22 protein-coding genes are annotated in these 24835 nt (G+C 52.3%); 15 read left to right on the top strand and 7 right to left on the bottom strand.

What is annotated here, in order from left to right; translation table 11 throughout:
* The first annotated feature begins 242 nt into the window (after positions 1-242).
* On the top strand, positions 243-563 hold the full coding sequence (locus tag ACT3RP_RS07935) for an ArsR/SmtB family transcription factor (RefSeq protein ID WP_483393593.1): 321 nt from the start codon (positions 243-245) through the stop codon (positions 561-563).
* A gap of 3 nt (positions 564-566) precedes the next feature.
* On the opposite strand, the gene sohB is transcribed toward ACT3RP_RS07935, so the two are convergent.
* Entirely contained in the window at positions 567-1610 is a 1044-nt protein-coding gene (sohB, locus tag ACT3RP_RS07930; protein ID WP_483393592.1) for a protease SohB, read from the bottom strand.
* A gap of 186 nt (positions 1611-1796) precedes the next feature.
* Here sohB and ACT3RP_RS07925 point away from each other — a divergent pair, with 186 nt between their 5' ends.
* Positions 1797-2108 carry an SCP2 sterol-binding domain-containing protein gene (locus ACT3RP_RS07925; protein WP_444625416.1) on the top strand — a complete coding sequence of 104 codons (312 nt, stop codon included), beginning with the start codon at positions 1797-1799 and terminating at the stop codon, positions 2106-2108.
* Positions 2109-2132: 24 nt separating this feature from the next.
* On the opposite strand, the gene nudC is transcribed toward ACT3RP_RS07925, so the two are convergent.
* The 4 genes from nudC to ACT3RP_RS07905 are packed head-to-tail and all read right to left on the bottom strand — an operon-like array spanning position 2133 to position 4917.
* Complete coding sequence (nudC, locus tag ACT3RP_RS07920; RefSeq protein WP_483393591.1) at positions 2133-2912, bottom strand: NAD(+) diphosphatase; 780 nt, start codon at positions 2910-2912, stop codon at positions 2133-2135.
* Positions 2905-3642 carry a DNA polymerase III subunit epsilon gene (gene dnaQ, locus ACT3RP_RS07915; protein WP_444625414.1) on the bottom strand — a complete coding sequence of 246 codons (738 nt, stop codon included), beginning with the start codon at positions 3640-3642 and terminating at the stop codon, positions 2905-2907. The genes nudC and dnaQ overlap by 8 nt, the downstream gene beginning before the upstream one ends.
* Positions 3642-4103 carry a ribonuclease HI gene (gene rnhA, locus ACT3RP_RS07910; protein ID WP_483393590.1) on the bottom strand — a complete coding sequence of 154 codons (462 nt, stop codon included), beginning with the start codon at positions 4101-4103 and terminating at the stop codon, positions 3642-3644. The genes dnaQ and rnhA overlap by 1 nt, the downstream gene beginning before the upstream one ends.
* A 1-nt stretch (position 4104) precedes the next feature.
* Entirely contained in the window at positions 4105-4917 is an 813-nt protein-coding gene (locus ACT3RP_RS07905) for a class I SAM-dependent methyltransferase (RefSeq protein ID WP_096279945.1), read from the bottom strand.
* A gap of 142 nt (positions 4918-5059) precedes the next feature.
* Here ACT3RP_RS07905 and gloB point away from each other — a divergent pair, with 142 nt between their 5' ends.
* The 6 genes from gloB to ACT3RP_RS07875 all read left to right on the top strand — a co-directional run bounded on the left by gloB (position 5060) and on the right by ACT3RP_RS07875 (position 12941).
* The gene (gene gloB / locus ACT3RP_RS07900) at positions 5060-5827 is read left to right on the top strand and encodes a hydroxyacylglutathione hydrolase (protein WP_096279943.1); all 768 of its coding nucleotides are present in this window, start codon (positions 5060-5062) and stop codon (positions 5825-5827) included.
* 30 nt (positions 5828-5857) lie between these two features.
* Positions 5858-7078 carry a transglycosylase SLT domain-containing protein gene (locus ACT3RP_RS07895; protein ID WP_096279941.1) on the top strand — a complete coding sequence of 407 codons (1221 nt, stop codon included), beginning with the start codon at positions 5858-5860 and terminating at the stop codon, positions 7076-7078.
* Between the two features lie 120 nt (positions 7079-7198).
* Positions 7199-9154 carry an extracellular solute-binding protein gene (locus ACT3RP_RS07890; protein WP_483393589.1) on the top strand — a complete coding sequence of 652 codons (1956 nt, stop codon included), beginning with the start codon at positions 7199-7201 and terminating at the stop codon, positions 9152-9154.
* 49 nt (positions 9155-9203) lie between these two features.
* On the top strand, positions 9204-10277 hold the full coding sequence (locus ACT3RP_RS07885) for a microcin C ABC transporter permease YejB (protein WP_483393588.1): 1074 nt from the start codon (positions 9204-9206) through the stop codon (positions 10275-10277).
* A 2-nt stretch (positions 10278-10279) separates the two neighbouring features.
* The gene (locus tag ACT3RP_RS07880; RefSeq protein WP_483393587.1) at positions 10280-11362 is read left to right on the top strand and encodes an ABC transporter permease; all 1083 of its coding nucleotides are present in this window, start codon (positions 10280-10282) and stop codon (positions 11360-11362) included.
* The gene (locus ACT3RP_RS07875; protein WP_483393586.1) at positions 11355-12941 is read left to right on the top strand and encodes an ABC transporter ATP-binding protein; all 1587 of its coding nucleotides are present in this window, start codon (positions 11355-11357) and stop codon (positions 12939-12941) included. The genes ACT3RP_RS07880 and ACT3RP_RS07875 overlap by 8 nt, the downstream gene beginning before the upstream one ends.
* A 245-nt stretch (positions 12942-13186) precedes the next feature.
* Here ACT3RP_RS07875 and ACT3RP_RS07870 read toward each other — a convergent pair whose 3' ends face one another.
* Positions 13187-13891 carry a pseudouridine synthase gene (locus tag ACT3RP_RS07870; RefSeq protein WP_096282354.1) on the bottom strand — a complete coding sequence of 235 codons (705 nt, stop codon included), beginning with the start codon at positions 13889-13891 and terminating at the stop codon, positions 13187-13189.
* Between the two features lie 14 nt (positions 13892-13905).
* Entirely contained in the window at positions 13906-14706 is an 801-nt protein-coding gene (locus ACT3RP_RS07865; RefSeq protein WP_483393585.1) for an amidohydrolase, read from the bottom strand.
* Between the two features lie 70 nt (positions 14707-14776).
* On the opposite strand from ACT3RP_RS07865, the gene rarD reads away from it, so the two are divergent.
* From rarD to ACT3RP_RS07830, 7 genes are all read left to right on the top strand, one after another.
* Entirely contained in the window at positions 14777-15685 is a 909-nt protein-coding gene (gene rarD, locus ACT3RP_RS07860) for an EamA family transporter RarD (RefSeq protein WP_483393584.1), read from the top strand.
* Positions 15686-15766: 81 nt separating this feature from the next.
* On the top strand, positions 15767-17467 hold the full coding sequence (locus ACT3RP_RS07855) for a SulP family inorganic anion transporter (protein ID WP_096279926.1): 1701 nt from the start codon (positions 15767-15769) through the stop codon (positions 17465-17467).
* A gap of 267 nt (positions 17468-17734) precedes the next feature.
* A complete protein-coding gene (locus ACT3RP_RS07850) occupies positions 17735-18898 on the top strand; it encodes a TAXI family TRAP transporter solute-binding subunit (RefSeq protein ID WP_096279924.1) in 1164 nt (387 codons plus the stop codon).
* A gap of 70 nt (positions 18899-18968) precedes the next feature.
* Positions 18969-20978: a TRAP transporter permease gene (locus ACT3RP_RS07845; RefSeq protein ID WP_483393583.1), complete on the top strand. Its 2010-nt coding sequence runs from the start codon at positions 18969-18971 to the stop codon at positions 20976-20978.
* 82 nt (positions 20979-21060) lie between these two features.
* Positions 21061-22512 carry an enoyl-CoA hydratase/isomerase family protein gene (locus ACT3RP_RS07840; protein ID WP_483393582.1) on the top strand — a complete coding sequence of 484 codons (1452 nt, stop codon included), beginning with the start codon at positions 21061-21063 and terminating at the stop codon, positions 22510-22512.
* Positions 22509-23702, top strand: coding sequence for an acyl-CoA dehydrogenase family protein (locus tag ACT3RP_RS07835; RefSeq protein ID WP_483393581.1), 1194 nt, complete (start codon positions 22509-22511; stop codon positions 23700-23702). Before ACT3RP_RS07840 ends, ACT3RP_RS07835 begins: the two co-directional genes overlap by 4 nt.
* 10 nt (positions 23703-23712) lie before the next feature.
* A complete protein-coding gene (locus ACT3RP_RS07830) occupies positions 23713-24831 on the top strand; it encodes an acyl-CoA dehydrogenase family protein (RefSeq protein WP_483393580.1) in 1119 nt (372 codons plus the stop codon).
* The last annotated feature ends 4 nt before the right edge of the window (positions 24832-24835 follow it).

Raw genomic sequence — 24835 nt, 5'->3', positions numbered from 1 at the left:
TAAATCGCCTTAGCACCCTCATACTATCGGCTAACGTGCCATAGAAGGATGCAACACCCCTTCTATTGTCGACAATGCACCAAAGGACTTACCATTGATAAACCGTTAAACAAAGCCTTGGACAAAACTCGCTAAATTACTGATCATTAAACAACTTGATCTTCGCGACGCGACGATGCCGAGATAAATTATAACAATGCATATAAATAAGCTTATGTAACAGTGTAGGCGAGGAAATCACTATGTCTGCTTCTACAAGCGCCGCGACACGTTTGCTTGAACACAACTGCCGAGCTATTGAGGCGGGAACCAGCTTACTGAAAGCATTGGCAAACGAAAAACGCTTACAAATACTGTGCTTACTTTCTGAAAAAGAGCTGTCAGTTACTCAAATAAATCAACAGCTTGCCTTGAGTCAGTCAGCTCTATCCCAACATTTAGCGATATTGAGGCGTGATGAGTTGGTCAGCACACGCCGAGAATCACAAACCATCTACTATTCATTAAGCAGTGAAAGCGCCAAAGCCATTCTTGATGCATTGGCGCACCACTACTCAGAATGAGTGCTAGCGGCGCTGCCATCCAGCCGCGTCGATCAGCCCTAGTGCCTTGAGCGCTGCTGTTTCGACACCCGCTGAAACGGCTAAGCCAAGCTTCCGGCCCATTGTTTTAGGCGCCTCAAGCTTGACGGTATAAACCTGTACCTGCGCCATACGCTCTGTCAAATAGGCTTCGCTGGTCCCTACGCTATCGACAAGCAGCTGGGGCAATGCCTCACTGCCGTACCAAATTTCACCGGTGGCCAGCGAGTCAATGTCCATGGTGGGACGACGCTCTGCAACATAGTGTTTAAATAATCGATGGGTGTTCTCTAAATCATCCAAGAACTTGTCTTTGCCTTCTTCGGTATTTTCACCAAGTACGGTCAACGTACGCTTATATTTTCCCGCGGTTAGCAACTCGACATCAATATCGTGCTTTTTGAGCAGTCTATGGATGTTAGGCACTTGCGCCACAACGCCTATCGATCCAATAACAGCAAAAGGAGCAGCCTTAATATGCTGCGCGGTACAGGCCATCATATAGCCACCGCTGGCCGCCACTTTATCGATGCATACCGTCGTAATAAGGCCCGCAGCACTTAGCCGGTCCATCTGTGCAGCCGCTAAGCCATAGGCATGCACTAAGCCGCCCGCTGACTCCAGCCGGATCACCACTTCATCCTCTTCACTAGCCACGTCGATAATGGCGGAGATCTCTTGAGCAAAATGCTCGGTTTGTGAGGCTTTTAAATCACCATGAAAATCCAACACCCATACACGAGATGCTGGTGGCGCTTGTTGATCGTTTTTTTGAACCTTTAAGCGCTTTTTCTCATTTTGACGAAATGTTTTTAGCAGCTTTTTACGCGCAGAAGGCAGCGCAGTGGCCAAACGCAGGCGGCGGCTACGATCCAATCGCTGGTCATTAAGCTGCTCAACACGAAGCGTCAGACCACGCTCTTTAGCTTGCCTAGAGCGAGTTACGAGCAATAAACCAATCACCAGCATCGCTATCACGATGGCTGTCTGGACTAAAAACGTACCTAATTCTGCAACCCATTCACTCATTTACGTTCTCCACTAGGTAATTAAATTCTAAAACAGAGACAGTGCTCACATGTATCCTAAAGACGCATAATTGTAGCGCTTGATTGAAACGCGCGTATGAAATAGTCTCGTCCCATATCCGATTGTTTCTTTGAACTACTATCGATAACCTTAAGCTAATTTATCTACTTACTTGCGAGATTTATGATGTCAACGACTACCCTTGATAAGCTGAAAGCACGTTTCAATCCAGAAGCCGCCAAGGGGATGAACGAAATTTTTCAATTTCATTTCTCAGATGCGGGCAGCCACTATCTGAACATTCAAGATGGCGCGCTTGATGTTCAAGAAGGCGAACACGATGACCCTTCCGTCAGCTTAAGCCTAAGCACCGAGACGCTGAAAGGCATCATGAGTGGTGACATCAACGGCATGACTGCGTTCATGACTGGAAAGCTAAAAGCAACCGGCAATGTGATGCTGGCCACTAAACTGACCAGCCTGTTTCCTAGCAAGTAAGCAAGTTTAAGCACGCGGCGTTCTTCAGCGCCAGCGTGCTAAATGTGTCTCGATAAGTTCACGCGATATCGAATACGGCGGTGGCAAAGACGGCAGCTGACGAGGGGAAAACCACGCCGCATCGCTGATTTCGACACCGTCAATACGTATGCGTCGCGTCGTTGCTTCGGCAAAGTAGCCAAACATCAGTGAATGAGGGAAAGGCCACGCCTGACTTTGGTGGTAGCGTAGTTGATCAATATGCACCCCCACTTCCTCAAATACCTCTCGATGCACGGCCTCTTCTGCAGACTCACCTGGCTCAATAAACCCAGCCAGGGTCGAATAGCGGCCCGGCGGAAAACGCGGGCTGCGGGCAAGTAGCATCGCCTCGCCGCTGGTCACCAAGGTAATAATGCACGGCGAAATGCGCGGATAATTACGATGTCCGCAGGCGTTGCAGTGCATCGCAAATTCGGCAGCCAGTTTGGTGGCAGAAGCCCCACAGCGGCTACAGAAACGATGATTTTCTAACCATGCGCCTACCTGTAAGGCTGTCGATAGCAGGCTAAACCATGCGGTGGGCAGCTCGCTCATCCACTGACGACCATCAATCCAACCACTTTCAGCCTGGGCCTCCACAAGCAGGGCTACGGGTTCATCATCCCAATAGCACAGCGGCTGCATCTGCTCGGTCCAGGGCTGAAAAGGCTGTAACGGAGTGAGTTGATCACTGCCGGTTAAAGGAGCGGGCGCCAATAAGCTACGTGATAGCCGAATAACACGCCCTGCCTGCTCATCATAGGGAATTTCTCGCCTAAGCATCGTTACTTGCGTCCTCAAACCAAGTCAGCTGGTGTGCTTCACACTTAGCTTCATGCGCTGCTTGTTCCTGCTCGGTGGGGCGAACCACGCTCAGTTGACCGGGCGTTAGCGTTAAACGTTGAATCGACAGCCCTTCACTAGAGGTGTCGGTTTGCTGCTGCTCGGAGGCAGAGGCAGCATCTAATGTCAGCGCCGTTTGCCCGCCCGTCATCGCTAGATATACGTCAGCGAGGATTTCGGCGTCTAGCAAAGCGCCGTGCAGCACGCGGTGACCATTATCAATATCGTAGCGTTTGCACAGCGCATCAAGGCTATTGCGCTGACCAGGGTGCATTTTCCTAGCCATCGTCAGCGTATCAAGAACGCCGCAGTGCTCACGAACAGGCCCTAATGACAAACCGCTGCGATGCTTATTTAGCATGCCGAGCTCATGATCTATAAAGCCCACGTCAAAGGGCGCGTTATGGATCACCAGCTCAGCGCCATCAATAAATGCCCAAAACTCATCGGCTATTTTGGCAAACACCGGCTCATTGGCTATTTTAGCGTTATCAATACCGTGAATAGCCACTACTTCAGCATCGATATGACGCTCAGGATTTATATACTGGTGGTAGGTACGTCCAGTGAAACGACGATTAACCATCTCCACGGCACCAATCTCAACTAAGCGATGCCCATCTTTAGGGTCAATACCCGTCGTTTCAGTATCTAAGATGACTTGCCGCATCACACTTTCCTCTTCTGGTGCTCATCGATAGCCTCATTGGCCAGCGTGTCGGCGTGCTCATTGCCGGGATGGCCGCTATGCCCTTTCACCCAATGCCACGCCACTTGATGGCGCTGAGTCTCTTCGTGAAGGGTTTTCCATAGCTCGGCATTTTTAACTGGCTGCTTGGCGGCAGTTTTCCACCCCCGCTTGATCCAGTTATGAATCCACTGAGTGATACCTTGGCGCACGTACTGAGAGTCAGTCCACAGCGCCACTTCGCAGCGTGTATTGAGTGTGCGTAGCGCCATAATCGCGGCCATCAATTCCATACGGTTATTAGTCGTATCTGCCTCATAGCCTTTTAAGGTCTTTTCATGCTCACCACTCGCCAGCACGACGCCCCAGCCACCGGGGCCAGGATTACCCCGGCAAGCGCCATCGGTATACACCGTCACACAGGGTAGGTGCTCGGCAGCCATATTAGTCAATCTCTTGATCTCTCTTTGAATGCGTTGGAGCCTGATGCTCTTGATAGGATTGCAAGTGAGCGGATGAGCCAGAGCGGGTAACGCCTAATGACGCCGGAGACGCCGGTGCTTTTAATCCAAATCTCAGGCGCTGAACGGGCGCCTGGCGCTGCTTGCGCCGGGCAAGAATCATATAGCTTTCACCGAGTGGCAGGTTATGCCGACGCCCCAAAGACTCCCAATACTCACCACACTTGGCGTTTATGCGCCCTCTAAAGCAGCAATAGTCTACGCGCTGAACATCAAAGTCGACAAACGCCAACCAGTCGCGAAGGCGGTTCGACGAACGCCACTCGCCACTCCAAGGGTACTGCTGCTGGCGTTTACGCAACTGGCGGACAAGCCCACTGACGCCAATAGGATTAAAGCCAAAAAGCACTAAAATGCCATTATCAGCCGTTACCCGAGCAGCCTCTTTGAGCGTCAGATGAGCATCCGGCAGATGCTCAAGCCAGTGGTGAATAACCATCACGTCTAAACAGCGGTCTGGCAGTGCCAGTTGATCAGGCGGGCACACCAAGGTCGTATCTGAATGCGCTAGCTGGCGAGTTGGCGACCAGCGTATGGCATGCGGAATGGCTGACATTGTCAGCATTGCAGGCCCCATGCCCATTTCCAAACTGTGCCCGCCCACTCGCGTTTCAGCCACAGGTCCAAGACACGCCCGCTGAGACTCCCAAAGCGAGCGACCGGCCTCGCTTTGCCAATACGTTTGGCTATTTATCAAGCGCTTGGCGAGTGTTGTAGCCGTCGTCGAATTTGACATGAACAGCACTTCCCTCCAAAGTAACGGCTTTTAGCGCCTTTTAAGCACCAATTTAGCGCCATGTTTTGCATTTTTAGCTGCGTTTTACATTTATACGTTCTTTTTACCAGCTCTATTTTTTGACACTTAAAGGATCTCGCCGATGATGAGCGTGACACCGATTCCAGCCCTTAGCGACAACTATATTTGGCTATTAAGACAAGATACCAGTCAAAACGTTTGCGTGGTGGACCCGGGTGAAGCCGCCCCTGTAATCGAGTTTCTGGAGCGAGAGTCGCTACGCCTAGAGAGCATTCTGATCACTCATCACCATCATGATCATACCGGCGGCCTAGCCGAATTGATCAAACGTTATTCTCCGCATGTGATCGGCCCCAACAACCCCACCATTCAAGGTATTGATGAGTTTGTGGAGGATGGCGACCAAATCCGCATTATGGGGCGGTTATTTGAAGTCATGGCGACGCCCGGCCACACGCTTGACCATATCAGCTATTTTACGCCGGGCATCCCTGCCCTGCTGTTTTGTGGTGACACACTTTTCTGCGCTGGCTGTGGCCGTTTATTTGAAGGCACTCCGGAACAAATGTTCACAGCGTTGAAACAATTTGCGGAACTCCCAGAAGATACGCTGGTCTTTGCAGCCCATGAGTACACACAAGCGAATCTTGCGTTTGCTCGTGCTGCGGACCCTGATAATGATGATGTCAAACACGCCTTACAGGAGTGTGAAAAGGCCAGGGCACTGGATCGCCCGACCTTACCCAGCACGATAGGACGCGAGCTGAAAATTAATCCCTACTTACGCGTGGCCACCGATAGCGTGCGCCAAGCAGCTGGCACTCAGGGTATTAATGATAATGATCTCGCTACGTTCACTACTCTACGTGAGTGGAAGAACCGTTTTTAATAACGCTATCGAAACGAAACGAATGCAACTATGACCTATCGAACGATTCGCCAGCGCTTGATGCTGAGCGCTGGCAGCTCCGTCATTATGGGCCTAATTTTAGCCGCCGCTGCAAGTTCTCAGGCATCGGCGTATGAAGCATCAACATCGTCTACCGCCACCGCGCAATATGCTGCAAATACTGGCATGCCGGATGCTACACCAAGCCCCTCAGCTTTCCAGTCGCATTTTTGGGAAGCTTTGGAGCTAGAGCCTCAAGACGCCTGGACAACGCTACGTAAAAGCTTCCAATGGCAAGATGCCCCGCTCTCAGCAGATGCCCAAGCAAGGGTAGATGCGTGGATTGAGCACTATCAGTCAAGCCCAGAAAATATCGCCACCATCACTGAACGCGCAACACCCTGGCTTGCCTGGATTAGCCAACAGGTAAGCGAGCGTGGTCTTCCGGGCGAAGTTGCTCTAATTCCCTTTGTAGAAAGCTCGTTTGACCCCGCTGCCAAAAGTCATCGTGGAGCCGCTGGCCTTTGGCAGTTTATGCCCGGTACCGGCGACGCATTAGGCCTAGTGCGCAACGGCAACTATGATGGTCGGTTAGACGTTGTAACATCTACCGATGCGGCACTTGACTACTTAGAAATGCAGGCTGACCAGTGGTATGAAGGTGATTTAATGCTTTCATTGGCCGCTTACAATGCCGGTGCTGGGACTGTCAATCGTGCTCAGCACCAGGCCCAGGACCAGGGTTTAAACGGCGGTTACTGGGACCTTTCCCTGCCATATGAAACTATGCAATACGTGCCTAAGCTAAAAGCCATCGCAACGATTATCAATGATCCAGAACGTTACGGTGTCATTTTGCCTGAGATCCACTCTGATCCAGCGTTTGCAAAAGTGCAGCTAGCCCATGCGGTGAGCCTTTCTGAAGCTTCTCAGTTGCTAGATGTAAGCCAAACTGCACTGGCGGAGCTGAACCCCGGCCTGCTTAATGGCAGCATTGATCCGCGTAGTGCTCAGACGCTGCTAGTCCCTGAAGAGGTCGATGCTCAAGTGTTGGCTCAATTGGCACAAGGCAATAGCCCGGCATTCGCGCAAAACGCTAGTAGCGAGACACATCGCGTTGAGCGAGGCGACAGTCTTTCAGCGATCGCAGCCCAGTATAATATCAACCAGCAAGACCTAATACGCTGGAATGCGATTGATCGGCCCGGCGCTCTACAGCCTGGCCAATTACTGACGCTTTCAGAGCGCTGACACTATGCCGAGTAAAAATCGTCAGCGTTTAGAATAATCGTTGTTTTTAAGCAGCCATTGATCATACCGTACTGATAGCATTGTCATAACAGTAGGCTTTTTTCACATAGGAAATCACCAATGCCGCGTGGTGTATTTTTTGCGAAAACGTTGTTATTCGTCAGCTGCTTAGTTTTCAATGCATCGGCGCTCGCGATCGAGCAAACGCCTGATACCGAGGCGCCCTCCTACGTTGCTAAAAACAGCGTTGATAGAATCAGCGTTGATAGAAATAGCGTTGTCGGTGATCTAAATACTGATGAAAACAACGTAGTGCCGGTGGAAACGGTTCATGGGCTATCGCTCTATGATAGCCCCGAGCTCCCCGAGGACTTTGCCTACTTTCCGCATGTAAATCCCCATGCCCCCAAAGGTGGCACAATTACGCATACAGCAGTAGGCGCAAGCTTCGACTCTATCAATCCGTTTATTATTCGAGGCACCCCCGCCAGCGGCATTTCACAAATTTACGACACACTGATGGCCAGTAACCCCGGCGAACCGTTTAGTCTTTACGGCCTGCTTGCAGAAGGCGTGCGTCTTGATCCTGATCGGCACTGGATTGAGTTTGACCTGCGCCCAGAAGCACGTTTCCAGGATGGCGAGCCCGTCACCGCGTACGACGTTGTTTTCACGCTTAACCTATTACGTGAAAAAGGTAACCCGTTTTACGCCAGCTATTATGCGGGCGTGGAAGAGGTGATAGCACTCAACGAGCATCAGGTGCGTTTTACCTTTAACGATACCGAATCTAGAGAACTACCATTAATCATTGCACAGCTGCCTATACTGCCCCGCCACTATTGGGAGCAGCACGAATTTACGTCGCCGACACTCGTAGCACACCCTGGCTCCGGCCCTTATCGCATTAGTGACGTGGATCCCGGTCGGCGAATTACGTTTCAGCGCGATGAGAACTACTGGGGTAAAGATTTACCGGTCAACGTTGGGCGTTACAACATTGATCGCATTGTTTATGACTATTACCGCGACCGCGACATCGCCTGGGAAGCATTTAAGGCAGGGCTAACCGACTTTCGTGAGGACGCACGCGCAGCCACCTGGGCCATTGGTTACGACTTCCCTGCCTATGAAGAAGGCTTGGTGAAACGCCTAACCATTCCTGACGTCAACCCTTCAATGATGCAGGCCTTTGTGTTCAACCTGCGTCAACAGAAATTTCAAGATCCCCGGGTACGTGAAGCGCTTAGCCTCACTTTCGATTTTCCCTGGTTGAACACCAATATTTTTTACGATGCTTATAAGCGTACCGAAAGTTTTTTCCAAAATTCAGAGATGGAAGCCACCGGCCTGCCTTCTGAAGAGGAGCTTGCACTGCTAGAGCCCTTACGTGAAGAGCTTGAATCCTCACTTCACTCTGACCGCTTATTCACTGAACCATTGCCAATTGATATCCCCACTGACCTGCGTGAACGCCTTCGCTTAGCACTTTCGCTGCTACGTGAGGCCGGTTACGCGGTAGAAGACGGCGTGCTGGTTAATCAACAAACGGGGGAGCCTTTAAGTCTGGAAGTGCTGCTCTACGACTCGGCGCTGGAACGCGTTGTGCAGCCTATGTTGCGCAACATGGCCCGCCTTGGTGTACAAACATCACTGCGTATCGTTGATATCAATCAGTATTTAAACCGGCAGCGCAATTATGACTATGACATAGTGATTAGCCACTTCCCTCAGTCGAACAATCCGGGCAATGAGCAGCGCGATTATTGGACCAGCGCCGCCGCAGAGGCTCCGCAAAGCCGCAACCGCATGTCACTGGCTAATCCAGCGATAGATTCGCTGGTGGAAACGTTGATTCGCGCAGACGGGCGCGCAGAACTTGATACCGCTACGCGTGCGCTCGACCGCGTTTTGCGCTGGGGGTTTTACGTTATTCCTCATTACCATTCCGGCGAAAAGCGCATTGCGGTGTGGGATAAATTTGGCTATCGCGAACCTTTTCCCGCCTACGGCATGGATCTGGATGCATGGTGGGTCGACACCGATCGTGAAATAGAACTGCAGCGCCGCCGCTGACCCCGACTTAATAGCAACGGCTTATTGTCAAACATTCGTGGAGTGATCTGTGGCCCGCTATACCCTTCGCCGACTGCTGTTAATGATCCCGACCCTATTAGGGATCATGCTACTCAATTTTATGATTGTTCAAGCGGCGCCAGGCGGGCCCATTGATCAAATGCTAGCGCGTTTTGAAGGTGCCGACGCCATGGCTAGCACCCGTTTAGACATGGGCGGTGCGGACGTGCAGATTAGCGACGATTCCCGCGGTGCACGCGGCATTGACCCACGTTTTATCGAACAGCTAGAACAGCAGTTCGGTTTTGACAAGCCCGCACACGAACGCTTTATCGGCATGATGGCAGACTATCTTAGCCTTGATTTTGGCACTAGTTTTTTTCGTGACCGACCCGTGATCGAATTGATGATCGAGCGCCTTCCCGTCTCTATATCGCTTGGCCTTTGGACGACACTACTGGTGTATTTAATCTCCATTCCATTAGGCATTCAGAAAGCACTGCGCCATGGCTCTCGTTTTGATGTCTGGTCATCGGGACTCGTCATTGTCGGCTACGCCATCCCCGGCTTTTTGTTTGCAATCCTATTGATTGTTCTTTTTGCCGGCGGCACCTATTGGGACCTGTTCCCGTTACGCGGCTTAACCTCACCTGACTTTGACCAGCTATCGATACTGGATAAAGTGAAAGACTATTTCTGGCATATCACGCTACCGGTCATCGCTGCTGCTATTGGCAGTTTTGCCACCCTCACCATGCTGACCAAAAACAGCTTCCTTGATGAGATTCACAAACAATATGTAATTACCGCTCGCGCAAAAGGCGCCGATGAACGTCGCGTGCTTTATGGGCATGTCTTTCGTAATGCCATGCTCATCATTATCGCGGGCCTGCCTTCCGCGATGATCGGCATCTTCTTCACCGGCGCACTATTGATCGAAGTTATCTTCTCGCTTGACGGCCTGGGCCTACTTGGCTTTGAGGCGGTAATGCAACGGGACTATCCGGTTATTTTCGGCACTTTGTTTTTGTACACCGTGATCGGACTAATTCTCAAGCTGATTTCCGATCTGACCTACGTGTGGGTAGATCCGCGTATCGACTTTTCAACCCGGGAGTCGTGATAATGGCCTTACTATCGTCACGCTTATCACCTATTACTCGCCGCCGCCTGGCCGCGTTTAAAGCCAATCGCCGTGCCCGCATTTCCCTTTGGCTATTTGGCGCGCTATTTATTGTCAGCCTGTTTGCAGAGCTTATTGCTAACGACAAGCCCATTGTCATGCACTACGAAGGCCAGTGGTACGTTCCCTTGCTGGTGGACTACCCGGAAACCGAATTTGGTGGTTTTCTGCCTACACGCACCGACTATCTAGATCCCTTCATTCAGCAGCAAATTGATGACCACGGCTGGGCGCTGTGGCCGGCGAACCCTTTCTCTTATCAAACGCTTGATATGTATATGACGCAGCCCTCGCCTGCACCGCCGGACCGCCGCCATCTTCTGGGAACTGATGATCAAGGCCGCGATGTATTAGCACGCGTGATCTATGGGTTTCGCCTTTCCGTTGCGTTTGCGCTAGTGCTCACCGCAGGGTCACTCATCATTGGCGTTTTTGCGGGCGGTGTGCAGGGCTACTTTGGCGGTAAAGTGGATCTAATCGGCCAGCGCGTGACTGAAATTTGGTCAGGCTTACCGGTATTATTCTTACTGATTATTTTAGCCAGCTTTGTTCAGCCAGGTTTCTGGTGGCTGCTAGGGATTATGCTGCTGTTTTCATGGCTAGGCTTAGTGGATATTGTCCGCGCCGAATTCCTGCGGGCGCGCAATCTGGAGTACGTGCGCTCAGCGAAAGCAATGGGGCTCCCATCACGCTTAATCATGTGGCGCCACGTGCTACCTAACGCGATGGTCGCGACGCTTACCTTTATTCCTTTTTTATTCACCGGCGCCATCGGCACCCTGACAGCCTTGGATTTCCTTGGATTTGGCCTCCCGCCGGGCGCCCCTTCATTGGGCGAGCTGGCGGCACAGGGTAAAAATAACCTGCATGCCCCTTGGCTGGGCATTACCGCATTTATGACGCTAGCAGTAATGCTTTCGCTGTTGGTATTTATTGGCGAAGGCCTACGTGATGCGTTTGACCCTCGTCACGTGCAGCAGTCCCAGCGCCTAGCAGGTCCTAGCAAAGAGACTCAACATGTCTAATAACCCGCTCCTGCGCCTTGAAAACATAGACGTCGCTTTCGATGGCCACCAAGTCGTCCACTCGCTGTCGCTCACCCTCAACGCGGGGGAAACCCTGGCTATCGTTGGCGAATCTGGTTCGGGTAAATCGGTCTCTGCGCTAGGCATCGCTAATTTACTGCCCAACAATGCCACTATTCAAGGCGAGCGCTGGCTGGGAGAGACGAATCTTGCCAACTTAACGCCCAGACAGTGGAACGGCATTCGCGGCAATCAGCTCGGATTTATCTTTCAAGAACCCATGACCTCGCTTAATCCTCTTCATCGCGTTGGCAAGCAGATCGGAGAAGCTCTGCGCCTACATCAAGGTCTCAGCGGCCAAGCGGCACGTCAGCGTAGTAAAGTGCTGCTTGAGCAAGTAAAACTACCGCGCCCGGACGAGTTGCTTGATGCTTGGCCCCATCAGCTTTCAGGCGGACAGCGTCAGCGCGTGATGATTGCCATGGCGATTGCTAACAATCCATTACTGCTGATAGCCGACGAGCCCACCACCGCCCTGGATGTGACGGTGCAGCAAGAGATCCTTGCTTTGCTGCGCGAACTACGCGATCACCACGGAATGGGCATGCTGTTTATCAGCCATGACCTAAACCTGGTACGCCGCCATGCTGATCGCATCTGCGTGATGTATCAGGGGCGTATACAAGAAATAGGGTCAGTTGAGCAGGTCTTTGAGCACCCACAAAGCGATTATACCAAAGCGCTGCTGGCCGCCGAGCCAGAAGGTCGGCCGCAGGCCATTAAACACGCGGCCCCAGTACTTACTGCCCGTAAGCTAAGTGTCAGTTTTAAGCGCGCTAAAACGGGCTTGTTTAAACCGCAGCGCCCTGATTTTGTGGCCGTTCATCCGATTGACTTTCATATCGCACCAGGCGAAACCTTAGGTATTGTGGGTGAGTCGGGTTCAGGTAAAACCACGCTGGCATCAGCGGTCATGCGTCTGGTTGCGAGCCAAGGCGAGGTCATCCTTGGCAACGATAAATTAAGCAGCCTAACCGGCAACGCATTACGGCGTCATCGCCACCGTCTGCAGATGGTGTTCCAAGATCCTTATGGCGCGCTCTCCCCAAGGATGCCGGTGTTTGACATCGTAAGTGAGGGGCTGCGCTTTCACTATCCTCACCTGACTGATGCAGAGGTCAATCAGCGGGTTAATCAGACCCTGCGTGAGGTGGGATTACCGGAAAGCTGCGCTGCTCGTTATCCACATGAATTTTCCGGCGGCCAGCGCCAGCGCATTGCAGTGGCCAGAGCAATCATTTTAGAGCCAGAGCTTCTAGTGCTTGATGAGCCAACCTCAGCGTTAGACCGAACCGTTCAAAAGCAGCTAGTGACGCTGCTGCGCGACCTTCAAGCTCGCCGCCAGTTAAGCTATCTATTTATTAGCCACGATTTAGCCGTTATTCGTGCTATGGCTCATCGCATCATGGTGCTTAAAGATGGTGAAGTGGTTGAGCAAGGTGATTGCCTGGATGTACTTGTATCCCCACAGCATTCTTATACTCAGGCACTGATTTCAGCGGCTCACTTAACAAGCTAGGGGACTTATTATCCGAAATCGCGCGATGTTAAGCGGGTAGCTCTAACGCTAGAAGCCATGCCTTTTCGTCTGCTGACACGTTTTTGTTAATTTTATTGCTATACAAGATAACGGTATAAATCATCTACTCAAGTATCACTGCATTAGCCCTAAGCATAACAAAGCCGCGCCCCTAACAAGGGACGCGGGTTAAACTATTTCGGCATTTAAAATTTGAAGTCACACCAGCAAGTAAAAGCCTCTACTTAGAAGCTGGCAATTTCGGCTTCGGTTAATTCACGCCATTCGCCTGGGGCCAGATTCTCATCCAATGCAACATCACCGATTGAACTACGATGCAGCGAATTCACGTGATTGCCTAATGCAGCAAACATACGCTTTACCTGGTGGTAGCGCCCTTCCGTAATGGTGAGTTCTGCCTGAGTGGGCGAAAGGAGTCGTAACACAGCGGGCTGGGTCAGCGTTTCCTCACCATCAAGCATTAAGCCATCAGCAACTTGATTAATCGCCCAATCCGCGGCTGAGCCTTCCATCGGCTCAGCTAGCTCAGCGATATACACTTTGCCACAGCGGTGGCGTGGTGACGTAACGCGGTGCGACCAGTGACCGTCATCGGTTAATAGCAGCAAGCCGGTGGTATCTACATCCAAGCGCCCTACTGGCTGCAAGCGCTCGGCTTTGGGTAGATCTATCAAGTCGATCACCCTTGGATAGAGCCCACGGCGGGCGTTACATTCAACGTCCACTGGCTTATGCAGCATAATATAGCGAATGCCAACGAGCGCCAGCCGTTCGCCGTTGAGTACGACGACATCGTTATCCGTATCAATCTGGGTCGCCGACTGTTTAATGGGCTCACCGTTCAAGGTGACTTCACCGTTTTTCAGTGCCCGCTTGGCTAGGCTACGGGTTAACGGAGAGGTTTCACTTAAAAATCGATCAAGGCGCATCATTGACCCACTCCTTACAGCAGCTCAAAACGATCGGCATCTTGCCAAGCAGGGAATTTTTCACGAAAAGCATCAAGGGCAGTTTTATCCAACGTGCCCGTTTCTATAAACGGGGTATGGGCGGGGTGATCAATTAGCGGTTCGCCTTTGAAGTCGACCAATAAGGAATCGCCGCTGTAGGCAAGCCCCTTAGCATCTTCTCCAACGCGATTAACACCAATGACATAGCTTAAGTTTTCTACCGCCCGGGCTTGCAGCAGCGTACGCCAAGGGTGGCGTCGCGGTGCTGGCCAGTTAGCGACACAGAGAAGGGCATCATACTCGAAATGCTCCCCTTCTGCTGGCTGCTGCCTCATCCAAACCGGAAAGCGCAAATCGTAGCAGACACTTAGCAGCAGTTTAAAACCCTTTAGCTTAACGATATTGCGCTCTACTCCCATGCCATAGCGCTCATGCTCGCCGGCCATACGAAATAGATGACGCTTATCGTAATAAGTGATTTCACCGTCAGGTGTCGCCCAAATTAAACGGTTAAAAAAGGCCCCCTGCTCTTCAATCGCTACGCTGCCAGTCATCACACACTGGCGAGTTTTCGCTTGCGCCTGAAGCCAGGCAATGCTGGTGCTTTCCGCCATTGGCTGGGCCATTTCACGCGAGTTCATGGTAAAACCGGTGGCAAACATTTCCGGCAAGACAATTAAATCCGTATCGCGGCTGTCCAGCTCACCCAATAACTGTTCAAGATGTGCATGATTTGCATGAGGCTCCTCCCAACGCAAATCGCACTGCACTAAACTGGTTCGTAGTTCGCTCATTCAACACCTCCATTGCCAGTGTTATTTCAAAGTTTATGCTAGATTAGCATCTTTAAATAATGAGGCTGCCATGCTTCCCACATCAACACGCGATCCTGAAGCAGTCAAAGGCGTTATGTTTGGGCTCACCGCCTATGTAATGTGGGGATGTTTCCCATTATTTTTTGCCTTGTTTGACGGTGTTCCCGCCTTTGAAATATTAATTCATCGCATCATTTGGGCGTGCTTGTTTTTAGTCGGCCTCATCACCGTATTACGTCGCTGGTCCCCGGTTGTCGCCGCGCTTAGCGAGCCTAAACGCTTGGGCCGCGTGTTGGCCTGCGCGCTATTGATTGCCTTTAACTGGGGAATTTATATATATGCAGTGGAATCCAAGCAGGTACTGCAGGCAAGCTTGGGCTACTTTCTGACACCTCTAGTTAACGTTGCGCTAGGTGTTTTAGTGCTGCGAGAAGTGATGGCTAAACTGCAGCTGGTCGCGCTGGGCTTGGCCAGTGCAGCGATTGCCACGCAGTTCATGTTGATTGGCGAACTGCCTTGGATTAGCCTGATGCTGGCACTCAGTTTCGGTAGCTACGGGCTGTTTCGCAAACAGGTGCCGCTGGACGGTTTATCGGGGCTGTTTGTCGAGACGTTGCTGCTCTTCCCTCTGGCACTTATCGCATTAACGTGGCTTAGCTGGAACGGCAGCTCACATTTTTTACAAAATGCCTCATCTACCAGCTTGCTCATTGCCAGCGGGGCTTTGACCGCTCTTCCCTTAATGGCTTTTGCCGGCGCCGCACGCCGGCTTCGTTTGGCGACGCTGGGCTTTCTAATGTATATCAATCCCAGCATCCAATTTCTGATTGCCTTAACCGTATTCGGTGAGCCCCTAGGCGTTATCCAACTTGTGACCTTTGTGCTTATCTGGATAGGACTCGCGCTTTATTCATGGTCTGCATGGCAATCCCGCCCGGGTAATATGGCTGCTAGTTAAAACCATTGCATATAAGCGCTGCAACAAAATGAAATATCACTTACCCTTAATCTTCTGCCCCATCTACAACGCCTGGAATCCATGCTAAAGCGCTATTTGCCCATTCTGACGTGGCTCCCTCATTATCATAAGCGACTACTGGGGGCCGACGTGTTAGCGGGGTTGATCGTCACCGTGATGGTCATTCCTCAATCGCTCGCCTATGCGCTATTAGCAGGGCTACCTGCCGTCGTTGGTCTTTACGCCAGTATTCTCCCGCAGCTCATCTATACCCTATTTGGTACCAGCAAAACGCTTGCGGTTGGGCCGGTTGCTATCATCGCGCTAATGACCGGTGCGGCACTCTCTTCGGTGGCGGCAACGGGCACGGAAACGTATTTACAGGCAGCGCTGATACTGTCATTGCTCTCAGGCGGCATGTTGATGGTGATGGGTCTGCTGAAGATGGGCTTTTTCAGTAACTTTCTTAGTCATCCGGTCATTTCGGGTTTTTTAACCGCTTCCGGCATTTTGATTGCGGTAAGCCAGCTGGGCAGCTTATTAGGTGTTGAAAGTAGCGGCTTCACGCTGGTTGAGCGCCTATTTACGTTAGTACCTAACCTAGCCACCTACAATTTATCTACCTTACTGATTGGTAGTGGCACCTTGATTTTTTTGATTACGATGCGTCTGCGCGGTAAAGCCACACTACATAAAGTAGGTTTCCCCCTTTTCCTGGCAGATCTTTGCGCCAAAGCTGGGCCGGTATTTGCAGTAGTGATTACTACCTTAATAACCTGGCACTGGCAATTAGCCGGCGCGGGCGTGGCGGTGGTGGGCGATATTCCTAATGGGCTGCCCGCACTTAGCTTCCCCTGGGGCGACTATTCACTTTGGCAGTCGCTGTTAATTCCAGCGCTGCTGATTAGCTTAGTGGGTTTTGTTGAATCGGTATCGATGGGGCAAATGTTGGCGGCTAAGCGGCGTCAGCGCATTTCACCTAACCAAGAGTTAGTCGGCTTAGGTGCCTGCAATCTTGCTGCAGGTTTTACAAGCGGCATGCCGGTTACCGGCGGCCTATCACGAACAGTCATTAACTACGATGCAGGCGCGCAAACACCCGCAGCGGGCGCCTTTGCAGCGCTAGGCATTGCATTAGTAACGATGTCGTTTACCGGCTGGCTCTATCATTTACCTATTGCGACCCTGGCGGCGACGATTACCGTCTCGATTTTAACCCTCGTCGATATCCCCATGCTGCGCCAGACTTGGCGCTACTCACGTAGCGACTTTGCCGCCATGGCAGTCACCATTGTGCTCACGCTGGGTGAAGGCGTCGAAGCAGGCATCATTAGTGGCGTCACGCTCTCAATTGCGCTGTTTTTATATCGTACCAGTCGCCCGCACAGCGCTTTGGTGGGCCGAGTGCCGGGGACCGAGCACTTTAGAAATACCGCACGCCATGATGTAGAAACAGCTAGCAATGCAGCCCTGCTGCGAATAGATGAGAGCCTTTATTTTGCCAATGCCCGCTATTTGGAAGATACCGTTTATAACCTAGTGGCTAGCCATCCTGAGCTTGAACACGTGGTATTGATCTGTTCAGCGGTTAATTTGATCGATGCGTCGGCGCTAGAAAGCCTGGACGCTATTAACGCGCGCTTAAAAGACTCTGACGTAAAACTGCATTTATCTGAAGTGAAAGGGCCTGTCATGGACCAGCTCAAAAAAAGTGATTTTTTAGAGGCGCTTACTGGCCGCGTTTTTTTGAGCACCTACGCTGCCTGGCGTGAATTCTCCTAATTTTCCCAAAACAAAAGCGTTATTCAAAGCACGTATCTGAAAGCTATTTCATTGAAAGCTATGTCATTCAGAAACCAGGCCATCGCCTGGTTTTTTTATATCTGTCTGTTAAGCGCTAGATCAGTTCACCAGAACGTCATTGACAGCGGCCTAGCGGCTTCTCTACTATCAGCCGACCACTTAGCAAAACACAATACCGCATAGCAAAACACAAAGTAACAAAACGTAACCACTGCCGTCATCACAACACAATAAAGGAGCATTCCAATGCATCCATTTGCTCATCGCCTACTCCTCGCTGCATTACCTTTATCACTACTGGGTGCCGCGGTAAGCCATGCCAGTGAAGTTGAGCTTCCCAGCACCATGGCTTGGACTGCCTATGGCACCAATTCCAGCGGCTACGCGCAAGCCGTCGCTATCGGCAATATGCTGCAGAATAAATATGACTCTTCGGTACGTATCCTGCCTGGTGATAACGACGTATCACGCATGACACCTCTTAAACAGGGGCGCGTTGACCTTTGCGCCTGTGGCATCGCCAGCTATTACGGCGCTGAAGGCGTGATGATGTTTGCCGATCGCGATTGGGGTCCTCAGCCGCTGCGTATCATCACTACCTCAACAGCGTCTTTTGGGCTTTCCCTTGCGGTCGCCGGTGATTTAGACGTCGAAACGCCGGCTGATTTGGCAGGTAAACGCATCGCTTATATCCGTGGTGATGACGCCTTAAATAAAGGCACAGAAGCTTATTTGGCCTTCGGTGGTCTTACCTGGGATGACGTCGAGCGTGTTGACTACCCAGGCTACGGCCGCTCATTTGACGGCATTATCGCCGGCGATGTGGACGCTTCATTTACCACCACGGTGACGCCGCCAGCACAGCAGCTTGCCAGCAGCCCCCGCGGTATCAGTTGGCCGGTGTTAGATCCCAACGATTCAGCAGGCTGGGAGCGCATGGCAGAAGTCGCACCCTATTTTCGCCCTCATGAAGTGACCTCTGGCGCTGGCGACATTAGCGTCGACAATCCGCTGCCCAGCGCAAGCTACCCTTATCCAATCGTGGTTGCCAATCAAGACCTGGATGACAAAGTCGCCTATGGATTGATTAAGGCCCTTCAGGAAAATTTTGATGACTACAAAGACAATGCGCCTGGCGCTTTGGGCTATGCCTTAGAGTCGCAAGATCTTCAATGGGTAGTGCCGTTCCACGATGCCGTGGTGGAGTATTACAAAGAAATCGATGTATGGACGGATGAAATGCAGGCCCATCAAGACGAATTAGTAGAGCGCCAAAACGTTCTATTAATGGCCTGGGAAAGCTTTATGGAAGATGCACCCAGCGATGATGCTGATATGTTTACGGCTGATTGGATGCAAGCTCGCGCCAGCGCATTAAGCGATGCGGGTTTCGAACCAATCTTTGAGTAAAACGCCACGGGGCGGCACTGGCCGCCCTTTGCTGATCGACGGATCTTTCCATAACCACAGATACCTCGCCATGACTACAGATACCGCACCTGCGAATACTCAGCAGGTTAAAGAAAAGATCAGCCAAATTCGCCAGCTCCCCACCGCGCTGCGGTGGATTCCCGCCTCTGTTACCGTCATTTTAATGCTGATGACGTTGGATTATCTTTTTAACTTAGGCTTATTTACCTTTATCACCGGTCTTGAAACTCAATTCTATTACGCTGTTGTTGCGCTACTACTTCCTCTGGTCTTTTTACTTTGGCCGATGCGCAGCAGCCAGCAAGAGCAGCCAATCCCCTGGTACGACTATCTTTTAAGCGCAAGCACGCTGATCGTGGGCGGCTACTTTGTGTATAACGCGGTGCCTATTTTAGAACGTGGCTGGGCATTCGCCGCACCTGATATGGCCATCTATGCAAGCTACGCTTACTGGCTATTAATCGTTGAAGCCTCTCGCCGGGCGGGTGGTTTACCGATCGCGATTATTGCCGGCGTGTTCTCACTTTATCCCTTAGTAGCCGACATCGTCCCCGGCCCCATTCAAGCCTTTCCCTCGACGCTAGAACAAACGGCCATGTATCACACCATGAGCACCGAAAGCATCATGGGTGTACCGCTTCAAGCCTTTGCAGGCTTGGTGATTGGCTTTTTAGTGTTTGGCGTGGTGTTACAAAAAAGTGGCGGCGGCAAGTTTTTCATCAACCTTGCCTTTGCCCTGCTCGGCCACGTGCGCGGCGGACCGGCCAAAGTCGCCATTTTCTCAAGCGGCCTGATGGGCTCTATGAGCGGTAGCGTTATTAGCAACGTGCTTACCACCGGGGTGTTATCAATTCCCGCCATGCGTCGCATTGGTATGAGCCGCTCATTTGCAGGCGGCGTCGAAGCCTGTGCCTCCACGGGCGGTGTATTAATGCCCCCGGTGATGGGCGCCACCGCGTTTGTAATGGCCATGTTTCTCGATATTCCCTATTCGGCCGTTGCACTAGCCGCGGTAATACCCTCGGTGCTTTATTTTTTAGGCCTGTTTATTCAAATTGATGCCTACGCCGCGCGCCACGATATTAAAGGTCTGCCTGCCATAGAATTGCCCTCACTTAAGCAAACGCTGAAAGAAGGCTGGTACTTTATTTTCGTCTTCGCCTTGCTGGTATGGATGCTGCTGATTATGCAGCGCGAAGCCGTCGCACCGTTTTACGCTACTGCCCTTTTGTTAGTACTCAATCAGCTTTCTAAGCACAACCGCTGGGGCTGGAAAGACGTAGCAGACACGCTGACATCCGCCGCTAAGCTATTTGCCGAACTAATCGCCATTTTAGCCGGTGTGGGTATGCTGGTCGGTGCGCTTTCGATGACCGGCCTTTCAGGCACGATTGCTAACGACTTTATCAACATTGCCGGTGGCAGCGTCCCACTACTGTTAATCATGGGCGCAGTGACCAGCTTTGTACTCGGTATTGGCATGACGGTGACCGCTGCATACATCTTCCTAGCGGTAGCGCTGGCACCTGCCTTGATCCAAGGCGGCGGTCTGGATCCGATGGCCGTTCACATGTTCATCCTTTACTGGGGCATGCTGAGCTTTATCACCCCGCCGGTAGCGCTGGGCGCGTTTGCTGCAGCCACCGTCGCCGGCGCGCGGCCGATGGCTACTGGTCTACAAGCAATGCGTTTGGGTAGCGTGATTTACTTTATCCCGTTCCTGTTCGTACTTAACCCGGCGCTGATTATGCAGGGCGCGCCGCTAATGATTGTGGTGGTATTTGTGCAGGCGGTGATTGGCATCATTTTGTTTGCCTCTGCGATGCAGGGCTATTTGATGGGCGTTGGTCGATTGGGCTATGGCGCATTTCAGGAGATCATTATTCGCAGCCTGGTATTGATCTCCGGCCTGCTGCTAGCACTACCCGGCGGCGGCATGGTGCCACTTAGCCAGTGGGAACTGATTGCTCTGGCGGCAGCGGCTCTTGTGCCCGGCGTATTGCTGGCACGGCTGAGTCAGCGCCACCATCAGCAGTCACTTAGCACACCTGCCATATAGTATTGGCATCGACAACATACGTTAAATGACCCTATTGAATAGATCATTATTCATGTCATCAAATACAGTACGGGAGCCAACCATGTCTGTTCATTATCAGCGCCACGGCGATATTGGCGTTATCCAAATCGACAGCCCGCCGGTTAATGCCCTAGGTCATGCGGTGCGCAGTGGCTTAATCAATGCGCTTGAAGAAGGTATTGCCGATACACACGCGAGCGCACTGGTGCTGTTAGCCAACGGCCGTACGTTTATCGCCGGTGCGGACATTCGCGAGTTTGGTAAACCGCCCCAGGCACCGCTACTACCCGATGTTGTTTCCCAGCTGGAAGCCTGCCCCAAACCATTGATTGCCTCTCTGCACGGTACGGCGCTTGGCGGCGGCCTGGAAGTTGCGCTTGGTTGCCATTATCGAGTCGCGCTAACCGATACGCGTGTGGGGCTACCTGAGGTAAAGCTTGGCCTACTTCCGGGCGCAGGTGGCACGCAGCGTTTGCCTCGCTTGGTGGGTGTCGAGCGTGCACTAGAAATGATCACCAGCGGGCGTTTTGTAGGTGCTGAAGAAGCGCTTGAAGCGGGTATTATTGATGCCATTAGCGATGCTCCAACGCCACTTGAAGCAGGATTAGCCGCGGCGAAAAAAGTGTTAAACGCAGAGCAGGCATGTCGTATCACTGGCGAGCTCCCCCCGCCTGCGGCTAATGCCCAAGCCATAGCCGCCACGCTTGAGCATTTAACTCAGTCATCGCCAGCGCTTTTTTCGCCATTTCGCATTATTGAAGCGATTGAAGCCTGCGTAACGGCGCAGTCGCTTCAAGCCGGGCTTCGCCGTGAGCGAGAGCTATTTTTAGCCTGCATGGACTCCCCCCAGCGCGCGGGGCTTATCCATCTCTTTTTTGCCGCGCGCAGCCCGCACGTAGTGCCTGATGCTGAAAAAAACAGCGCCGCTAACGTAAGCAGATATAACAACGTGGCACTCCTTGGTGAGCATCCGCTGTTTGAGAGACTCAAAAAAGTCGCTCAGCGAGCCGGCATTACCCTGACAAATAAGCCCACCGATACAACGGAGCTGTGCGTATTGGCACCGGATTCGCAAACAGATGACGGCAGCGCTTTACCTGGCGGCATCCCCGTTATTGCACTGCAAGAGATCGATACACCAGGGCGTAGTGAGTCAATGCTAAGTCTGATCATCGTTGCAAACAGCGACATCGTTGAGCTGGCAAATATTAGCGCTGAGCCACTGATCCAGCAGCAGGCAGCGCTTACCTTGAAAGCACTGCGTATCAACGTGGTGGTAAGCCAGCAGCGTAGCTTACTTAATGCAATGCACGATGCCATGCAGCAGGTTTCAGCTGATGAGCAACAGTCAGCGCTTGAAAAAATCAGCATCAGTATTGCTGAACAGGGCTTCTGCTATCGCGAAAGCGATATCGATTTACTGGCCGTTGAAGCGCTGGGCTATCCACGCCACTTAGGCGGGCCACATCGCCAAGCAACGCTCGCAGCCGCGGCCAAGGACGCACAAAAATGAATCTGACCTTTAGTCCTGAAGAACAGGTCTTTCGTACTGAGGTGCGCCGCTTTCTTAGCGATTCATTACCCGGCGATATCCGCGAACGCGTTCGCTTAGGACGCTATCTACGTGCGGACGATCATCTTCGCTGGCAAAACATTCTCAGCGAAAAAGGCTGGCTGGCATCGAACTGGCCAATAGAACACGGCGGCCCCGGCTGGGGTCCGGTTCAGCGGCATATTTTTGATGAAGAGTGCGCCGCTGCTCATGCACCTACCGTCGTGCCCTTTGGGGTTAACATGGTGGCGCCAGTCATCATGAAATTCGGTACCGCTGAACAGCAACAGCACTATTTGCCGCGTATTCTTAACAATCAAGACTGGTGGTGCCAGGGATATTCCGAGCCGGGCGCTGGTTCTGATTTGGCGAGTTTAACGACCCGTGCAGTGCGCGACGGCGAGCACTACATCGTCAATGGCCAAAAAACGTGGACCACCCTGGGCCAGCACGCCAACATGCTGTTCTGCTTAGTGCGCACTGACTCGGCGGCTAAAAAGCAGGCGGGCATCAGCTTTCTACTGATTGATATGCAAACCCCGGGTATTTCCGTGCGCCCGATTATAACGCTCGACGGTGCCCACGAAGTGAATGAAGTGTTTTTAGACAATGTCCGCGTACCGGTCGAAAACCGCGTGGGTGAAGAAGGCCAAGGGTGGACCTGTGCCAAGTTTTTACTGACTCATGAGCGCACCGGTATCGCAGGGCTTGGCCACGCTAAGCAGGCGCTACGCCATTTGAAATCACTTGCTAGTCGTATTGAGCACCGTGGTAAACCGCTGCTGACGCTACCCAGCTTTCGCCTGCGGGTCGTAAAAGCCGAGCTTGAACTCATGGCGCTTGAAGTGACTAACCTGCGCGTGATTGCCGCTACCCGCAATGGCAGCGCACCCGGGGCGGAAAGCTCGCTGTTAAAAGTACGCGGGTCTGAGCTTCGCCAAGAGCTAAGCGAACTAACCCGCCGCGCACTTGGCCCTGCCGCCCTGCCATTTTTCCCTGAGTTTCTACATGGCGAAGCCAGCCTAGATGAAGGTTTAGCTCAACGTGCAGCTGGCAGCGCTCAGTATTTTAATCGCCGCAAGCTATCGATTTATGGCGGTGCCAACGAAATACAAAAAACGATCGTCGCTAAAACTATTTTAGGCATGTGAGGAGCGCAGCATGGATTTTGCTTTAACCGATGAACAGCGCATGCTCGAAGAGACGCTCACGCGCCTAGTCGCCGACCAGGTTTCACCCGAGCAGCGCCGCACGTTGCTTAATGCAGCCGGTACAGAGACATCCGCGCTATGGCGTACGTTTGCTGAACTGGGCATTCTTCACATGCCCTTTAGCGAAGACGTTGGCGGACTAGGCGGCGATGGCACCGATCTGATGATTATCATGCAGGCGCTGGGCCGCGGGCTGGTACCCGAGCCTTATCTCGCAGGCCTGCTGCTCCCCGGTAAGCTCCTAGCGCTTACTGCGAGCAGCACGCAGCAGCAGCGCTGGTTAACACCGCTGCTAGAAGGTGAACATCAGCTAGCGCTTGCCTGGCAAGAGCATCATGCTCGTTACGATGCCTTTGCCGTTTCTACTCAGGCGATCCAACGTAACGGCCAGTGGCTATTAACGGGCAGAAAGGACGTCGTAATGAACCTTAAAGCCGCGGCGGCGACGCTGGTTACGGCACGTGTCGAGAGCGGTAAACTAGGGCTATTCATAGTCCCCGCTGGCACTGCCGGTAGCACGATGCATCACTACCACACCATGGATGATCAGTCCGCCGGGGATTTAACGCTGGAAAACGTTACGCTAGCGCTAGACAACTGCTTGAGTGAGGACGTCAGTAACGCGCTTTCCGAGGTGTTGGCTATTGGCCGAGCGGCGCTGTGTGCCGAGGCTATCGGTGCCATGGAAACAGCCTGCGATCAGACGCTGGACTATATTAAAGAACGAAAGCAGTTTGGCTTACCGCTAGCAGCCTTCCAAGCGTTGCAACATCGTATGGTGGATATGCATCTGCACTTAGAGCAGTCTCGCTCGATGGCTATTTTGGCAGCGACTAGCCTGACGTTACCTCCCCACGAGCGCGATTATAAAATCGCGGCGGCCAAGGCATATTGCGGCGAGTCAGCTCGTTTTATTGCCGAGCAGGCCATTCAGCTTCACGGTGCCATGGGTATGACGGATGAGTGCTATGTCTCCAACTACGCCAAGCATCTGGTCATGTTCGACCACTACCTGGGTGACAGCGACTACCATCTAGAAACGGTCAGCGAACGTTTAGAGGTCGCTTAAGGAG

The organism is Halomonas sp. AOP5-B2-8 (genome assembly GCF_052376475.1).
Taxonomy (GTDB): Bacteria; Pseudomonadota; Gammaproteobacteria; order Pseudomonadales; family Halomonadaceae; genus Vreelandella; species Vreelandella casei.
This window is presented reverse-complemented; position numbering and strand designations above follow the sequence as displayed.

Coding starts and splice junctions, on each gene's coding strand:
- ACT3RP_RS07845 (WP_483393583.1), top strand. CDS start 18,969: ATGACTACAGATACCGCACCTGCGAATACTCAGCAGGTTAAAGAAAAG.
- sohB (WP_483393592.1), bottom strand. CDS start 1,610: ATGAGTGAATGGGTTGCAGAATTAGGTACGTTTTTAGTCCAGACAGCC.
- ACT3RP_RS07855 (WP_096279926.1), top strand. CDS start 15,767: ATGCTAAAGCGCTATTTGCCCATTCTGACGTGGCTCCCTCATTATCAT.
- ACT3RP_RS07850 (WP_096279924.1), top strand. CDS start 17,735: ATGCATCCATTTGCTCATCGCCTACTCCTCGCTGCATTACCTTTATCA.
- gloB (WP_096279943.1), top strand. CDS start 5,060: ATGATGAGCGTGACACCGATTCCAGCCCTTAGCGACAACTATATTTGG.
- ACT3RP_RS07880 (WP_483393587.1), top strand. CDS start 10,280: ATGGCCTTACTATCGTCACGCTTATCACCTATTACTCGCCGCCGCCTG.
- ACT3RP_RS07875 (WP_483393586.1), top strand. CDS start 11,355: ATGTCTAATAACCCGCTCCTGCGCCTTGAAAACATAGACGTCGCTTTC.
- ACT3RP_RS07890 (WP_483393589.1), top strand. CDS start 7,199: ATGCCGCGTGGTGTATTTTTTGCGAAAACGTTGTTATTCGTCAGCTGC.
- ACT3RP_RS07895 (WP_096279941.1), top strand. CDS start 5,858: ATGACCTATCGAACGATTCGCCAGCGCTTGATGCTGAGCGCTGGCAGC.
- rarD (WP_483393584.1), top strand. CDS start 14,777: ATGCTTCCCACATCAACACGCGATCCTGAAGCAGTCAAAGGCGTTATG.
- ACT3RP_RS07870 (WP_096282354.1), bottom strand. CDS start 13,891: ATGCGCCTTGATCGATTTTTAAGTGAAACCTCTCCGTTAACCCGTAGC.
- dnaQ (WP_444625414.1), bottom strand. CDS start 3,642: ATGCGGCAAGTCATCTTAGATACTGAAACGACGGGTATTGACCCTAAA.
- rnhA (WP_483393590.1), bottom strand. CDS start 4,103: ATGGCTGCCGAGCACCTACCCTGTGTGACGGTGTATACCGATGGCGCT.
- ACT3RP_RS07865 (WP_483393585.1), bottom strand. CDS start 14,706: ATGAGCGAACTACGAACCAGTTTAGTGCAGTGCGATTTGCGTTGGGAG.
- ACT3RP_RS07925 (WP_444625416.1), top strand. CDS start 1,797: ATGTCAACGACTACCCTTGATAAGCTGAAAGCACGTTTCAATCCAGAA.
- ACT3RP_RS07835 (WP_483393581.1), top strand. CDS start 22,509: ATGAATCTGACCTTTAGTCCTGAAGAACAGGTCTTTCGTACTGAGGTG.
- ACT3RP_RS07840 (WP_483393582.1), top strand. CDS start 21,061: ATGTCTGTTCATTATCAGCGCCACGGCGATATTGGCGTTATCCAAATC.
- ACT3RP_RS07935 (WP_483393593.1), top strand. CDS start 243: ATGTCTGCTTCTACAAGCGCCGCGACACGTTTGCTTGAACACAACTGC.
- ACT3RP_RS07830 (WP_483393580.1), top strand. CDS start 23,713: ATGGATTTTGCTTTAACCGATGAACAGCGCATGCTCGAAGAGACGCTC.
- ACT3RP_RS07905 (WP_096279945.1), bottom strand. CDS start 4,917: ATGTCAAATTCGACGACGGCTACAACACTCGCCAAGCGCTTGATAAAT.
- nudC (WP_483393591.1), bottom strand. CDS start 2,912: ATGCTTAGGCGAGAAATTCCCTATGATGAGCAGGCAGGGCGTGTTATT.